This is a genomic window from Candidimonas sp. SYP-B2681 (assembly GCF_003971065.1).
Classification (GTDB): Bacteria; Pseudomonadota; Gammaproteobacteria; order Burkholderiales; family Burkholderiaceae_B; genus Pollutimonas.
In genome coordinates, this window is sequence record NZ_RYDV01000009.1 from 44,043 (window position 1) to 58,357 (window position 14,315).

The 14,315-nt window shown below is 54.4% G+C and carries 18 protein-coding genes and 1 tRNA gene; 13 read left to right on the forward strand and 6 right to left on the reverse strand.

The genetic code is table 11. The annotated features are described in order from the left end of the window. Positions 1 to 16 precede the first annotated feature (16 nt). Entirely contained in the window at positions 17 to 1,390 is a 1,374-nt protein-coding gene (locus tag EKL30_RS16925; protein WP_126708427.1) for a M23 family metallopeptidase, read from the reverse strand. Between the two features lie 248 nt (positions 1,391 to 1,638). Between EKL30_RS16925 and tyrS the strand changes: the two genes are divergently transcribed. The 7 genes from tyrS (at position 1,639) to EKL30_RS16960 (ending at position 7,411) form a co-directional block, all read left to right on the forward strand. Continuing rightward, complete coding sequence (tyrS, locus tag EKL30_RS16930; RefSeq protein ID WP_126708428.1) at positions 1,639 to 2,868, forward strand: tyrosine--tRNA ligase; 1,230 nt, start codon at positions 1,639 to 1,641, stop codon at positions 2,866 to 2,868. Between the two features lie 26 nt (positions 2,869 to 2,894). Continuing rightward, positions 2,895 to 3,530 carry a YbhB/YbcL family Raf kinase inhibitor-like protein gene (locus tag EKL30_RS16935; RefSeq protein ID WP_126708429.1) on the forward strand — a complete coding sequence of 212 codons (636 nt, stop codon included), beginning with the start codon at positions 2,895 to 2,897 and terminating at the stop codon, positions 3,528 to 3,530. Between the two features lie 124 nt (positions 3,531 to 3,654). Beyond that, positions 3,655 to 4,899: a serine hydroxymethyltransferase gene (gene glyA, locus EKL30_RS16940; protein ID WP_126708430.1), complete on the forward strand. Its 1,245-nt coding sequence runs from the start codon at positions 3,655 to 3,657 to the stop codon at positions 4,897 to 4,899. A gap of 39 nt (positions 4,900 to 4,938) precedes the next feature. Beyond that, positions 4,939 to 5,400, forward strand: coding sequence for a transcriptional regulator NrdR (gene nrdR / locus EKL30_RS16945; RefSeq protein ID WP_126708431.1), 462 nt, complete (start codon positions 4,939 to 4,941; stop codon positions 5,398 to 5,400). Continuing rightward, the gene (ribD, locus tag EKL30_RS16950; protein WP_199748598.1) at positions 5,397 to 6,542 is read left to right on the forward strand and encodes a bifunctional diaminohydroxyphosphoribosylaminopyrimidine deaminase/5-amino-6-(5-phosphoribosylamino)uracil reductase RibD; all 1,146 of its coding nucleotides are present in this window, start codon (positions 5,397 to 5,399) and stop codon (positions 6,540 to 6,542) included. The genes nrdR and ribD overlap by 4 nt, the downstream gene beginning before the upstream one ends. A 48-nt stretch (positions 6,543 to 6,590) precedes the next feature. Beyond that, a complete protein-coding gene (locus EKL30_RS16955) occupies positions 6,591 to 7,214 on the forward strand; it encodes a riboflavin synthase (protein ID WP_126708432.1) in 624 nt (207 codons plus the stop codon). 106 nt (positions 7,215 to 7,320) lie between these two features. Next, a tRNA-Ser gene (locus EKL30_RS16960) sits at positions 7,321 to 7,411 on the forward strand. Between the two features lie 100 nt (positions 7,412 to 7,511). Here EKL30_RS16960 and EKL30_RS16965 read toward each other — a convergent pair. Beyond that, positions 7,512 to 8,465, reverse strand: coding sequence for a site-specific integrase (locus tag EKL30_RS16965; RefSeq protein WP_199748599.1), 954 nt, complete (start codon positions 8,463 to 8,465; stop codon positions 7,512 to 7,514). 122 nt (positions 8,466 to 8,587) lie between these two features. Between EKL30_RS16965 and EKL30_RS16970 the strand changes: the two genes are divergently transcribed. The 3 genes from EKL30_RS16970 (at position 8,588) to EKL30_RS16980 (ending at position 10,125) form a co-directional block, all read left to right on the forward strand. Further along, positions 8,588 to 8,869, forward strand: coding sequence for a hypothetical protein (locus EKL30_RS16970; RefSeq protein ID WP_126708434.1), 282 nt, complete (start codon positions 8,588 to 8,590; stop codon positions 8,867 to 8,869). A 27-nt stretch (positions 8,870 to 8,896) separates the two neighbouring features. Next, positions 8,897 to 9,208 carry a hypothetical protein gene (locus EKL30_RS16975; RefSeq protein ID WP_126708435.1) on the forward strand — a complete coding sequence of 104 codons (312 nt, stop codon included), beginning with the start codon at positions 8,897 to 8,899 and terminating at the stop codon, positions 9,206 to 9,208. A 191-nt stretch (positions 9,209 to 9,399) separates the two neighbouring features. Further along, positions 9,400 to 10,125 (forward strand): hypothetical protein, encoded by a 726-nt coding sequence (locus EKL30_RS16980; RefSeq protein ID WP_126708436.1) that lies wholly within the window; start codon positions 9,400 to 9,402, stop codon positions 10,123 to 10,125. Between the two features lie 421 nt (positions 10,126 to 10,546). Here EKL30_RS16980 and EKL30_RS16985 read toward each other — a convergent pair whose 3' ends face one another. After that, the gene (locus EKL30_RS16985; protein ID WP_126708437.1) at positions 10,547 to 10,771 is read right to left on the reverse strand and encodes a hypothetical protein; all 225 of its coding nucleotides are present in this window, start codon (positions 10,769 to 10,771) and stop codon (positions 10,547 to 10,549) included. 14 nt (positions 10,772 to 10,785) lie between these two features. Here EKL30_RS16985 and EKL30_RS16990 point away from each other — a divergent pair, with 14 nt between their 5' ends. The 3 genes from EKL30_RS16990 to EKL30_RS17000 all read left to right on the forward strand — a co-directional run bounded on the left by EKL30_RS16990 (position 10,786) and on the right by EKL30_RS17000 (position 12,419). After that, a complete protein-coding gene (locus tag EKL30_RS16990) occupies positions 10,786 to 11,031 on the forward strand; it encodes a hypothetical protein (protein ID WP_126708438.1) in 246 nt (81 codons plus the stop codon). A 489-nt stretch (positions 11,032 to 11,520) separates the two neighbouring features. Further along, the gene (locus EKL30_RS16995; protein ID WP_126708439.1) at positions 11,521 to 11,907 is read left to right on the forward strand and encodes a hypothetical protein; all 387 of its coding nucleotides are present in this window, start codon (positions 11,521 to 11,523) and stop codon (positions 11,905 to 11,907) included. Positions 11,908 to 11,996: 89 nt separating this feature from the next. Continuing rightward, the gene (locus EKL30_RS17000) at positions 11,997 to 12,419 is read left to right on the forward strand and encodes a hypothetical protein (RefSeq protein ID WP_126708440.1); all 423 of its coding nucleotides are present in this window, start codon (positions 11,997 to 11,999) and stop codon (positions 12,417 to 12,419) included. Positions 12,420 to 12,606: 187 nt separating this feature from the next. Here EKL30_RS17000 and EKL30_RS17005 read toward each other — a convergent pair whose 3' ends face one another. The 3 genes from EKL30_RS17005 to EKL30_RS17010 all read right to left on the reverse strand — a co-directional run bounded on the left by EKL30_RS17005 (position 12,607) and on the right by EKL30_RS17010 (position 14,173). Beyond that, positions 12,607 to 13,101 (reverse strand): SOS response-associated peptidase, encoded by a 495-nt coding sequence (locus EKL30_RS17005; protein WP_233583224.1) that lies wholly within the window; start codon positions 13,099 to 13,101, stop codon positions 12,607 to 12,609. 41 nt (positions 13,102 to 13,142) lie between these two features. Next, positions 13,143 to 13,271, reverse strand: coding sequence for a hypothetical protein (locus EKL30_RS19345; RefSeq protein ID WP_255414713.1), 129 nt, complete (start codon positions 13,269 to 13,271; stop codon positions 13,143 to 13,145). Between the two features lie 269 nt (positions 13,272 to 13,540). Continuing rightward, on the reverse strand, positions 13,541 to 14,173 hold the full coding sequence (locus EKL30_RS17010) for an ATP-dependent Clp protease proteolytic subunit (RefSeq protein ID WP_126708441.1): 633 nt from the start codon (positions 14,171 to 14,173) through the stop codon (positions 13,541 to 13,543). Positions 14,174 to 14,315: the final 142 nt, after the last annotated feature.

Genomic DNA, 14,315 nt, shown 5'->3' on the forward strand with positions numbered 1-14,315 from the left:
TCTGCAATAAGCCGCTTTAACGGCTTGCGACTTTGGTGTTGTCGCTAGTTTGCAGGGTGGCCAGCAAATCGATGTGCTCGCGGTATTGTGCGACAGTTTGTTCAAACATCTTGCGCTGCGGTCCGTCGAGCGAGCGGGCCACCGGAAGGTCGACCGAGAGCGGGTCTATCTGTTTGTTGTCGACTCGGAACTCGTAATGCAGATGCGGCCCTGTGGCCCAACCCGTAGCGCCCACATAGCCGATAAGTTCGCCCTGTTTGACAGAATCGCCTTTTTTCAGCCCTTTGGCGAATCGGGTTTGATGCGCATACAGCGTGCTGAACTTGCCGTGGTGCTTCAAAATAATGGTATTCCCATAGCCGTTTTGCTGGCCGATGAATTCCACCTGACCGTCTGCGGTCGCATGGATAGGTGTGCCGGAAGCCGCGGCGTAATCCACGCCTTTGTGTCCGCGCCAGCCGCCGTGCACCGGGTGCTTGCGCATACCGAAAGTAGAGCTGATGCGCGAGAATTTCAGTGCTGTGCGTAAAAAGGCACCCTTCAGATTCTTGCCATCGAAGTCGTAATAACTGCCCGAGGACTTTTCCGGTGCAAACCAGACGGCTTCATAGGCCTTGCTCTTATTGATGAATTCCAGCGCCAGTATCTTGCCGACGCCGATTTCACGTCCGTCGTGCGAATAGGTTTCGTATATGACGCGAAAGCGGTCCCCTTTGCGCAGATCCTGTATGAAGTCGATCTTGCTGCCAAGGATTTCGGTCATCTGTATGGTGATCGCATCGGGAATATCTGCGTCGTCGGCGGCGCCAAACAATGAACTTTTGATTTCGCTCTCGGCAATACGGACATGCGTATCGGCAACCGTGCTATGTTCTGAAGCTAGAAAACCACCTTTGCCATCAACAGACACTTCCAACCATTTGCTTACGTAGCCGTCTTTTTCAGTGACGCCTGGGGTATGGTTGTAGCGTAGCCAGATCAGGTTCCCGACGTTGTCCAGTGCTGCCTGGACGGTGCGTCCGGGATAGAGCTTGTAAATTGAACGAGCATCTTCGTTCTGGACCAAAAATTGCTGCAACCCGCGCTCCTGGATCCGCAGACGTTGCAATAGGGCTGCAAGAGTGTCGCCCCGGCGAATCTGGGTTTCGGCGATGAACGGCGCTGTGGATTCGGACAGGGGCGCAGGGAAGGGGTCGGGTAGCGTAAGCCGCTGTTGTGCCTGATAAACGATGGGGGCTGGGGGCGGTTGAACCACTGCCAGCGCGCCAGCACCTGCAAACAAGCCAAGCGCTACAAGTGCGACGCCATTGCGAATGAAGTGGTGAGGTTTGCGATGTGAGCGAAGGGTGTCACGAAACGAGGGCGTGCCTGTTGTCCCTTTTTTGAACATAAAAACTGAAACCTAGAAATGCGCTGCTGTATTTTAAAAATGTATCGGGCCGGAAAGAACCGCTGATAAGGTTGCGACCAGAAAACGCGAGGCCTGTTTTACAGGGTCGAGCGCTCTGATAAGATGGCGCCATCCGTCTTTTCTGGTGGCCATCGCAACTAGCGGGGACCGCGCTCGCCCGTTATGCTAGCGTATTAATTCCGGAATTTCGAGCTTTTTTTTGTATATATTCTTATAAGCGCATTTATATGTCGTCGACCGAAGCCCCTATCACCCCACAAGTCGAAGCTGATCTGGCGATCGCCAAGCGAGGCTGCAGCGAGCTGCTAGTCGAGTCTGAATTCACCCGGAAACTTGCGCGCAGCCACGCAACGGGCAAGCCCCTTCGTATCAAGCTGGGGCTCGATCCTACCGCTCCCGACATCCATCTTGGGCATACGGTCGTTCTGAATAAAATGCGGCAGCTGCAAGATCTCGGACACACCGTTATCTTCTTGATCGGCGACTTCACTTCGATGATCGGCGACCCTAGCGGCCGTAATGCTACGCGTCCGCCGCTTACTGCCGAACAGATTCACGACAATGCCAAAACGTATTATGCGCAGGCAAGCCTGGTGCTTGATCCCGCTAAAACCGAAATACGCTATAACTCTGAGTGGTGCGATCCTCTCGGAGCCCGCGGGCTGATCCAGCTGGCTTCCCGCTACACCGTGGCCCGCATGATGGAACGAGACGACTTCACCAAGCGCTTCAAGGGCGGCGTCCCGATTTCAGTGCACGAATTTCTGTACCCCTTATTGCAAGGTTATGATTCGGTTGTCCTCAAGGCCGACCTGGAATTGGGCGGAACCGACCAGAAATTCAATCTACTTGTCGGCCGTGAACTTCAGAAAGAATATGGTCAGGAGCCTCAGTGCGTCCTTACCATGCCCTTGCTTGAAGGCGTCGATGGGGTCGACAAGATGTCGAAATCGAAAGCTAACTACATCGGTATTACTGAATCACCGGAATCCATGTTCGGCAAGCTGATGTCGATCTCCGACACGCTGATGTGGAAGTATTTTGAACTGCTTTCGTTCCGCTCAATGGACGATATCCTTCAGTTACAAAAGCAAGTACAAGAAGGGATGAATCCGCGTGACACTAAAGTGGCATTGGCCCAGGAAATCGTGGCGCGCTTTCATTCGCAACAAGCGGCACGTGATGCACTGTCTGGTTTTGAAGCGCGCTTTCGCGATGGCGCAATTCCCGACGAAATGCCCGAGGTTCAATTGGGTGCAGCTCCCCTTGGCATACTTAAAGTCCTGCGCGAAGCCGGCCTGGTAGCCTCGGGTGCTGAGGCTCAACGTAACGTCGAGCAGGGCGGTGTCCGGGTCGACGGCGACCGGATCGAAGACAAGGCGTTGCAACTTCCAGCCGGCACGTATGTCGTACAAGTGGGTAAGCGCAAGTTCGCGCGCGTCACGTTGACAGGCTAAACGTTAATTCTTTGCAGGAGTGAGTTATGAAGCTTACCAGTCAGTCGTTTACGGACAACGGGGTCATTCCCGAACGCAATGCTTTCGGCAAGCCCGATGGGCATAACCATATCGCACTGGCCGGCAATGCCAACCCGCATCTGGCCTGGTCAGATGCGCCGGACGCCACGCAGTCGTTTGTGGTCATCTGCCATGACCCCGACGTGCCAAGCAAGCCCGACGACGTCAATCAGCAAGACCGCGAGGTGCCCGCTGATCTTCCACGTGTCGATTTCTATCACTGGTCGCTTATCGATATCCCGGCCACCACGACAGAGATCGCCGAAGGCGCTTATTCCAATGGAATTACGCCGCGCGGCAAAGCAGGGCCACTTGCGCTCGATGGCACCCGGCAAGGCGTGAACGACTTCACTAACTGGTTTGCTGCGGACCACGACATGAATGGTGACTACTTTGGGTACGACGGACCATGCCCGCCCTGGAATGATGCCATCCCGCACCGCTATATTTTTACCGTGTATGCCCTGGATATCGCCGAGTTGCCGTTCGAAGGAAAATTTACTTCTGCCGATGTCATCAACGCCATGCAAGGCCATATTCTTGCGCAGGCCTCTATAACCGGAACTTACACCCTTAATCCGCGGCTTGTGAAGCAATCCTGACGCACTGGCCATCGGGGCTTGGCCGCGGGCAGTGCGGCCCCCGTCTATTCTCCATGGAAAACGCGTATTCGCGTTAGAATAGGAGCGTTTGTCCCCATTGCCAAATCACACACCAGGATAGCTAATGTTTGATTGTTCACGTACCCTTGATCAAGTCGATGCCGAAGTTTGGGCTGCCGTTCAGAAAGAAAATGTCCGCCAGGAACAGCACATCGAACTGATTGCCTCTGAAAATTACACCAGTCCCGCCGTCATGCAGGCTCAGGGTACCCAGCTCACTAACAAGTATGCCGAAGGCTATCCAGGTAAGCGTTATTACGGTGGTTGCGAATACGTCGACATCGTCGAACAGTTGGCTATTGACCGCCTGAAGGAAATTTTCGGCGCCGAGGCAGCTAACGTACAGCCTAACTCCGGCTCGCAGGCTAATCAGGGCGTATATATGGCGGTGCTCAAACCGGGCGATACGGTTCTGGGCATGAGCCTCGCTGAAGGCGGACACCTTACACATGGTTCGCCGGTCAACGCATCGGGCAAGCTGTATAACTTCATTTCGTATGGTTTGGATGCCAACGAAGAAATCGACTATGACCAGCTTGAAAGCCTTGCCAAGCAGCACAAGCCAAAACTGGTTGTCGGTGGCGCCTCCGCTTACTCGCTTCGTATCGACTTTGAACGTATGGGCCGCATTGCGCACGATAACGGCGCCTTGTTCATGGTGGACATTGCCCACTACGCGGGTCTGGTCGCCGGCGATGCCTACCCGAACCCTGTGCCATATGCTGACTTCGTTACGTCGACCACGCACAAGTCCCTGCGCGGCCCTCGCGGCGGCGTTATCATGATGAAAGCCGAATTTGAAAAAATCGTGAACTCGGCAATTTTCCCCGGCATTCAAGGCGGGCCTCTCATGCACGTTATCGCTGGCAAGGCGGTAGCGTTCAAAGAAGCACTGTCACCTGAATTCAAGACCTATGCTGCGCAAGTCGTCAAAAACGCCGACGTGCTGGCTCGTACCCTGGTCGAGCGCGGTTTGCGCATTGTTTCGGGCCGGACAGAAAGCCACTTGATGCTGGTCGACCTACGGTCCAAAGGCATTACCGGCAAGGAAGCCGAGGCAGCGCTGGGCCAGGCCCACATCACGGTCAACAAGAACGCGATTCCAAATGATCCTGAAAAGCCGTTCGTGACTAGCGGTATTCGTCTTGGCACCCCCGCCATGACCACTCGCGGCTTCAAAGAAGCCGAGGCCGAACTCACCGGGCACCTGATCGCCGATGTGCTCGACAACCCTCGCAATGACGACGCAATTGCCGATGTTCGCAAGCGTGTCAACGAATTGACGGCACGTTTGCCGGTTTACCGTTAATACAGGGACAGCCCCGGGGTCGCCTGGGGCCTGCCAGCCATGAAATGCCCGTTCTGCAGCAGCTTCGATACTCAGGTTATTGATTCTCGCGTTTCGGAAGAGGGCGACACCATACGTCGTCGTCGCCGCTGCGCGGGCTGTGAACGGCGCTTTACTACATACGAACGGGTCGAGCTCGTCATGCCTACCGTAGTGAAACGAAATGGCACTCGGGTCGAATTCGACGTCAACAAGATGCGCGGCAGCCTGAATCTTGCCTTGCGCAAGCGGCCCGTCAGCACTGAAGACGTCGATGCGGCGGTGGCACGGATCCAAGAACGCTTGCTGGTCAGTGGTTTGCGGGAGATCGGCACTGGCTACCTGGGAGAACTGGTCATGAGCGAACTCAGGAAACTCGATCAGGTAGCTTATGTGCGGTTCGCTTCGGTTTATAAAAGCTTTGAAGACATAGGTGAATTCGTCAAGGCTATTGACGAAATCCAGGTGCCTCTGAAACCGTGAAGATCAGTACGGCGACTGACGACGAAGGCTGGATGCGTCAGGCTTTGACGCTGGCTGAAAGCGTGATGTATATCACCGCACCCAATCCGCGCGTAGCCTGCCTTATCGTGCGTAACGGTCAATTGCTCGCCTCGGGCGCCACGCAGATCGCAGGCGGTCCCCATGCTGAAGTGATGGCCTTGCGTCAGGCGGCCGAGCGCCATGTCGATGTCACCGGCTCCACGATCTATGTGACACTCGAACCGTGCAGTCATTTTGGTCGCACACCTCCGTGTGTCGACGCCTTGATTGCGGCCCGCCCCGCTCGTGTCGTGGTCGCCATGTACGACCCTAATCCTTTAGTGGGTGGCCAAGGCGTCGCGAAGCTCCGTGCGGCTGGCATATTGGTCGAAGCCATGGTCTGCGCAGACGAGGCCCTGGCCATGAACCCGGGCTTTGTCGCACGCATGACGCGCAAGACGCCCTGGGTGTGGCTGAAGCTCGCGGCCTCGCTTGATGGACGTACTGCACTGAACAATGGTCAGTCGAAATGGATTACCGGCCCGGCGGCGCGTGCCGATGGCCATCACTGGCGTGCTCGCAGTTGTGTGGTGCTGACGGGCTCGGGTACAGTGAAGGCCGACGACCCTCTGCTGAGCGTGCGGCATGTCGATACGTCTCGTCCGCCCATCAAGGCTCTGGTCGACACGCGGTTCGAAGTCGCTGAAGATGCCCGAATTTTCGACGGGACGAGGACCTGGGTGTTTACTTGCGCCTACGATTCAGCCAAGGCGGCCCGACTCGCGAGCCGCAATGTGCTGGTTGTCGAGGCGCCGGCTTCAGGGCAGCATGTGGATTTGGGATTCGTCATGCGATGGATGAGCGATCACGATGTCAATGAGGTCCATGTCGAAGCCGGATCCCGGCTTAGCGGAGCTATGCTGCAAGCCGGGCTTGTTGACGAATTATTGCTGTATATTGCGCCGCTATTATTGGGCGAGGGTATGGGCATGATTTCCATGCCGGCGCTGGACCAGCTGGGCTTAGCTCAGCGATTTGAGTTTGTTGAAACACAGGCCGTCACGCCCGACTTGCGCGTACGTGCGCGTCATACGGAACGCTGGCGGGCGCTATTGCGAGCGGTGCAACCCAGGCAGGCATGAAGCGCATTATGTTTGTTCACGGCCAACCCTATTAAGAGATACCAAAAAATGTTTACAGGCATCGTTGCCGCTATCGGAAAAATTGCAGGTGTCAGCCCATTCAACGCGGGGCAGGCCGATTCCGGCGTGCGTCTTGAAATTCATGTTGAGGATTTCCTGCGCCCGACGACCAAGCTTGGTGATTCCATTGCCATACAAGGCGCTTGCATGACGGTGGTCCAGCTTGGCCCGGATCGTTTCAGTGTCGACGTCTCGCGCGAAAGCCTGGACTGCACCGCCGGGCTGGATGCGGTAGGAGAAGTCAACCTTGAACATGCCCTACGAATGGGCGATTCGTTGGATGGTCACCTGGTATCGGGCCACGTCGATGGGCTGGGCGAGGTAAGTCGGTTTGAGCCCGCAGGCGAATCGTGGGAGCTGCGCATCAAGGTACCGGCAAGCCTTGCCAGATATCTGGCGTACAAGGGTTCGGTTACTGTCAATGGTGTCAGCCTTACCGTGAACCGGGTGGACGATTCTGTTGATGGTTGTGAAATCAGCATCAACCTGATCCCTCACACGGTCAAGATGACGACGCTGAAAGATCTTAGGTCGGGCTGCCGTGTAAATTTGGAAGTCGATACGATCGCTCGCTATTGTGAGCGTATGCTCAACTATCGAAATATCGCCTGATGCGTAGCCACGCCAAAGAAAACGACCTTCGGTTGAGCGTTAAAAACCAAATGCTTGTCTTTCTGTTAGAATAGCGGACTTCGCTTTGGTAAGAAGTCGAAGAGTAGGACAGGTGGCCGAGCGGTTGAAGGCGCACGCCTGGAAAGCGTGTATACGTTTATAGCGTATCGGGGGTTCGAATCCCCCTCTGTCCGCCAAGAATATCAATGAAATCAAAGGCTTGAAAAGTCGGCATGTCATTAAATTGGGGTGTTTTGGGCCTGTTTTGGCTCCACAATGACACGTTTAATGACACGATCAGCTGACCTTGCTGGCTGCCGGTTCGGCAACACCAAATAGCGCTTCAGCCTTGCCGCCAGCATCGGTATCTGCAGACGGCATCCAACGTCCATAAATTCTGGAAATCATCGTCCAATCAGCGTGCCCCATTTGCTTGGCAACCCACATTGGGTGTTCGCCAGCCGACAGTAGCATGGACGCATAGGTGTGCCGAGTCTGGTATGGATATCTGTATCGAACACCGGCAAGCTTTAGTGCACGCACCCATGCCTCCCGTATCTGCTGATCCCCGGTCCAGCGTTCGCCAGTGTTCGGATTCCTGAAGACAGGATCACCAGCCAGGAACGTATGTGGCTTCTGCGCTTTAAGGGCTCGCATCGCGGGGGCAAGTATTTTTACCTCGCGCTTTCCCGACGCAGTCTTGGTGTCCTCGATCTTGCCTTTCGCTGCACTGGTCATTGCTTTGCGCACCATGATTTTGGATCGCACAAAATCTATATCAGCCCAGTCAAGCGCTACCAGCTCGCTCGTCCGAAGACCGGTCCAAAATGAAAATTGCACTTGGTTTGCCATAGAAGGGCTGCATTTGGCTAGGATGGCTATCTGTTCTTCCCGCGAGAATGGGTCAATATCGTTCTCTAGCCTGGGTGCCTCCTTTATCTTGTAGCTCCAGCCCACTATAAAATTGTCGTCGATGAGCTCACTATCCACCGCGTCTGCAAGCGCTTTGCGGATAACGTTTTGAACATTTGTCAGCCGCTTATTGGTGCAATTGAAACCCGCGAGCCATTCCTTCACGTCCTTGCGTTTCCATGAGGCGAGCATGGTCTTGCCGAACTTAGGGATCAGCAAGTTATCAACTATCCTGCGATATCGTTGATGAGTGGATGCTTTAAGTTCTCGCTTGCGCGAAACCAACCACCCGGTAATGAGCACCAGGCCGATAGTGATGACGATGTAGGGAATCCTCATGCGTGGCCGCTCCCTATCCATGTTCTTGTGTCGGTCGGCGGCTCCGGATCAAATGTCGCGTCATTGCCGGCCAAAGGAAGGCGCGTCGCACTTACCGGCCGGCCTGTCAAACACTCAACGCCATGCTGGCCATCGCGCAGAAGACTATCGAATGGCATGACGCTAAAGCGGCCGAAGCTGAGCCCCGAGCGATTGTGGAACTAGCTTACCTCCGCTTCAAGCGGAGTAACGACATCGACTTCGTGACGAAACACACCCCGGAATGGGATGAGATGTGCGAGGCCACCGTCAGCGAGTACACCGTCCTTGCGCGTGCCCAACGCGCGACCTACAACGCCAAGCGCCGATTGGAAACAGCCGTCAAGGCATACAAGCGTATTGAAAACGGGGAGGCGACGGAATGAGCGTTGATATCCAAATAGAAGATTTACATGACCTTTATGATGCTGTACCGAGCCCTGACAGGATTGGACGTGCTGTACGTTCGGTACGTGACAGAGATCTTGTTGCGAGAGTACGGGCAACGCAAGGTCGCGTTAACCGATATTGGTACAGACCTGGGGCTGTCGCTCGGCTCGTGCACGAATTACAAGCGCACCGCCCTTAACTGGCTGTTGCGCGCAGATGCAGTGCCTGAAGAGGTGCTTGCCGGGAAAAAGATACCAGCGCTACCTAAAGGGGTGGAGGTGATTGCTCTAGCAATAGCCGAAGAAACATTGCGACTTGGTGGGTTTATTCAATGAAAAATTGACTGTATGAAAAAACAGTGCAACAATGCGTCTTAATTAGTCACGTTGGTAATTGCGCCTACAGAAACCCGCCAAGAAATTGAGCGGGTTTCATTTTGCGTGCCGTTCATCGTCGATACCGCCATAATGCTTAACTCCAAGAATATAAGGGGTTAGTTATAGCGCATATCGAATTGGAAGGTGCATTGAGCGCTGGCATCGAAGTTTCGATGACGCATTCGTCGCGCACCTATTTTTCAGCGACTTATTCGGACTCCGCAGCGCGTGCGGCACGGGGCGCGTACGCGATTGAGGTCATCGAGAAGGACCGATTCCGGTTCGATGAGCATAAGCAATTCGTTGTAACCGCTGTAATTATGAGCGCGGCTGCGATTGAGGCAGCGATTAATGAGATTTGTTGCGATGCTATAGATGGCTATAGCAACTCGGATGAGCCCGTGTCGTCAGATTCTAAAAAGGATTTGAGTCTGCTTTGGACCGGACCGGATAATCTGGAGCGACAGTCCGCGATAGAGAAGTACAAAACGGTCATCCGCATATGCGGCGGCGACCATGAAAGGCATCAGTTCGCTAATTTTACGAGGCAAACCCAATGGGCGGACGTAAAGCGTCTTCTGGACCTGCGTAATCTTTTAATGCACTACCGGCCGCTTACGATCAGAGGGGACGACGACGGGGGCGAAAAGGATATCAAAAGAGTAAGAGATCATCTTCAGTCCAAGATTGCCGAAAATAAGCTTACCGGCGAAGGGAACTCGTTCTATCCACATAAGCTCCTCGGGCATGGCTGTGCCGAATGGTCGGTCCAGACGTCGGCCTATCTCCTGAAATGGTTCGGCGACGCAATGAAGCTCCACAGCGCTTACTTTTACATGGGGTTAAAGGACGAATTCCCGCGGACCCAGGTTTAAATATTCGCTGCCGGTGCGACGCCTGTTTATAGACTGACGATATTTCTCTGCTTCCTGGCGTAGTGAAACGCAAGTGGACTATATCCACACACAGGCTTCAGCGAACCAACACAACCAATAGTGCCCGCACTTCTGCAGCAGAAGACCCCAAGCAGTTTGGCCGAATGCCGCCCATAGCGATAGGGCTAAGCCCGTCGACTCCATGAAGCGAATTCTCTGGATCATTCGTATCAGTCGGTGAATGAGAGGTGCTTTTGGTGGAACGGGGAATATGTGCGTTGTTACTTCGTTATTCACGGCTTCGTTGCCTTGTAGTTGCGCGGTGTTAATCGGATTGTTTATTGCCGCACTACTACTTAGGACTTTCAATTTTTACCGTCGCCCGCCTCTCGCAAGACTGGCGGGCTTACTTTTTAGGTCGCTAGCCTCGCTTATAGGTGGTTCCGGTGTTCAGGTCTAGAAACTTATCATCCTCGATCGTTGCCGTCAGGGTCATGCCGTTCGCCAGCTCTGTGCTGGTACTCGTGGGCATTTCACCGCCGCCTATCAACCGGCCCGTCTCGTAGACGGTGACTCGCCTGGCTTGGAGTCTCGTGCCATTTGGGTCGATAACTGCGAATGTCTCTACCGCTTCTCTTCGTGTCATTTAAGGATGCCTTTATGAGTAAAGCTATGAATCCAGCTAATGAGCTGGCCAACAGTTTGATCCCTGTGCTTGGCCTGCCACAGAATGTTACACGCTTGGTCCTGACACTGAATGCGAGTAAACCCCCTCCTGTCGAATGTGAATTCATTCCAGAGGCGAGGAATGCCGGCGACGGCTTCGCGCAAGTGGCCGGCAAATTCCACCTTGTTCCGGTTGGCGGCACGCTATCCCCTACGGATACGGTCGGGCATCCGGAGTAAGGCTTTGGATACCGCCGCAAGCATTGATGATGTTCGCCCTTGGTCTATCACTGATACATGGGACTACTGATGATTGGCGACGCGAGCATTGAAGGTATCGGCGGCGCTATCGATGGAGCTGGTTACTGCCGGCCCATGAATGATGGCTGACAGCACCCCATTTCACGACGACGACTGCGACGAAGATCTGGACGCTTACTCGGATGATCGAATGGTCGCGTGGCAGTATGTCGCAGAGCACGGCGCTATAGAAACGAAGGATAGCGAATGATCTACGGATTCATCGGTCTACTGATAGGCATAGGCGCTTGCGAGATCGTAGGGCGGCATTGATCGGGGTATAGCGTGGTGATGGAGGTGGTGGAGTGGGCCAAAAGAGCCTCAGCGATTAGATAAGATGTCAGTTGATAAATAATCCTAAATTGGGATTGACACAATGTTGTATAGGGATTAATATAGCTTTACCTAAACTGCCGCCAAGGAACAGCTATGAAGAAAAATCGACCAGCCGATCAAACCGCATTGATAATTGCCGCAATCTTTCAGAGGTCTGCAGAAAAAAGGGCGAGGATAAGTAAGAAAACGCTCGAGCTAGTGTCGGCTCGCAAGGTGATTAAGGCGTCCTTTGTCGCGCGCTTACAGCAAGAAATGGAAGACTTGGGAATATTGTTTCCGGAACTCGAGACCGGCGGATATGGAATCATGCCAGCTCAGTCGCTGAGGGGGGCAAAGTCGATTACGGTAAAGAACCATGCCGGTGATGACTGGCTGCGCTCGTCAATCCGAACGGGCCGCCCGCTGACTGAAGACGAAGCGGCGGAGCTTCTTGACGATGTTATTGGTGATACCCAAGATAGCGAGGACGGGGAGGACTGAGCTTAACCGCTGCCCGTGATCTATTTAAAGTTTTATGATCGATCAAGATACTAACCCTTGGCAACCATGAGGACAAAATCAATCGGGCTGTGAATGACGACTCAAAGCTGGACGGCGTTTTGTCTGTAGACGATTTAGGCTATGAGGGCTACGGCTGGAAGGTATACCCGTTCCTAGAGGTGGTGGAAATCGCCGGTATCGCCTTCGCGCATTACTTCCAGACTGGCGTAATGGGGCGTCCGGCATCGTCGGCGCAGGCGCAGCTTAATAAGAAGCATCAAAGCTGTATCGCAGGGCATCAGCAGGGCCTGCAGATCGCTACGGGATTTAAGGCGAATAGGAGCATGATCACCAGTATCATCGCTGGCAGCAGCTATGAACACAACGAGGACTATCTCGGGCCGCAGGGCAATAAGCATTGGAGAGGGTTTCTGATGCTGCATGACTCCAAAGAAGGATCGTTTGATCCGATGTTCGTGAGCTTGAATTACATCAACCAGCGTTATGCGTGAAGACCGTAATCAACCCGCCAACGCTGCGCTTAACGTATAGCTTCCCATAAGCGGAATGCCCAATAGAAAAATCGGATAAGATCGGTCGCGTGTTTTAGCCATCTCATGGTGCCGAGTCCGGCAACTAAGTTGGCTCAAGCATATTGTCACGACTTGGCGAAGTCCTCTTGTGGGATTTCCGCTTACGTCAAATCGGCTCGCTAGCATCCGCCAATTGATACCGACTATTCCCCATCGCTGGCGTCACCTGATGCCAGACGAACGCCGACCCAGGCCGGGAAGTCGACAGCAGCTCCAGCGCGTCCTCTACTGGCGTCTCAGGATCGACCCAGGCCAACGCATCATCCGGGGCGAGCGATATTGGCCGCCGATCATGAATATCCACCATTCCGCCCGCAGCATCTTCGGTCACGATCGCGAACCCTCGTGCCGCGTCCATCTCTGCATCTGGATACCAACCTGCGATCCCGGCCATAAGAATTGGCGCACCATCTTTCGCTTGGATGAACCAAGGCTGCTTTGCTCCTTTCTCACCGGTCCACTCGTACCAGCCCTCGGCGGGAACGAGAATGCGCCTGGTCAATAGCGGTTTCCAGAAAGGCGAGCTTTTGAGTACGGTATCGAGCCGCGCATTGCTCGCCGGGCCTCGTTTGTACCAGGGTGGCTTGTATCCCCAAAACATTCGTTGCGCCTGCTCCGATCCATCGCCTAGCCGGTGCAATTTCAGTGGCCTGGTACCAGGCGCACGTTATATTTAGGCGCCTTCGGATCATCGAAGATAGACCGGGGATTCCAGTTCAGCGTCTCCCCGTATTGCTCGCCATCGCCAGCCTGCCGTATTCGTCCGCACATAGCCGCCTCCTTGAATGGCTATCTTACCCCTTCCCGAATTTGCCTAGCTCTGGCTGAAGCAGGGCGCGAAGTGAATGCAGCCCTGCTAATTGGCTACCGCTTTCTTCCTTCCACGCTCGATCTATCGTCTCCCGAAGCTGTTCCGCAGCCAGGATGATTTCGTGCTGACGCCGGATCTCGCGCTTGGTGTGAGGGGCCTTGCTCGAATTGTTGGATAACGCTTGGCTGAATGCGCAGGCGGGCGAAACTGCAAGTAAAGCTCAGCTGGACTAAAACCCCGAAATCCATAAATGCCTTACGTTATGAAAGGGAAGCTTATGAGTATCTGCGGCAACTGTCCTGGTGGTTATTCCGGCGGATTCGGCGTCGGCGGGACCAATAATGATCGCCTCTTGGTTGAGGTGCTTCAAAATATCAATGGGAATCTGCGCGCCATCCGTTGCCTCATCGAAAATGGTGCGGTACCGGTCGCGATCAAAGTTCAAGCTGTCGGCCCACTCGACGATACGATTATGGTCGACGCTGCCATTTCCAGTGCCCCAATTAAGCGGGTGGATGACGAAGCGGCTATGTGTGGCCGCCGTCCGCTCTGAGCCGGCTAAATAAATCACAACGGCGGCGGACTCCACGTTGCCGTTATTGTGGGTCCGAACGGGGACAGGCAGAGAGCGAAGCAATCCGTACGCAGCGAAGCCAGATGCAAGGCATCCGCCCAGGCTTGAAATGCGCAGCTCCAGGCGCTGCGCCCCTTCTTGCAGTGCAAGTAGTGTGCAGTTATGCAGCTGCTGAATGGAGGCTGGAGTTATAGGGCATGCCATGTGGATGACATGTACGGTTTCTACGGGAATATTTTGGGGTTGTGTCGCGTGGCTTTGAAGGCTCTGATGCTGCAGGGTGTCCATAGGTTTCTTTATAAATAGTGACGTCGAAACATACAGCAACAAAGCGAAACTGCCATTGGGCGTTTACCCTTCTGTTCGAAAACACAGCGAGGGCGATACTTCGGAGCCGCCTTTTTATTGCCTGCTATGATCCGGTGTCAAA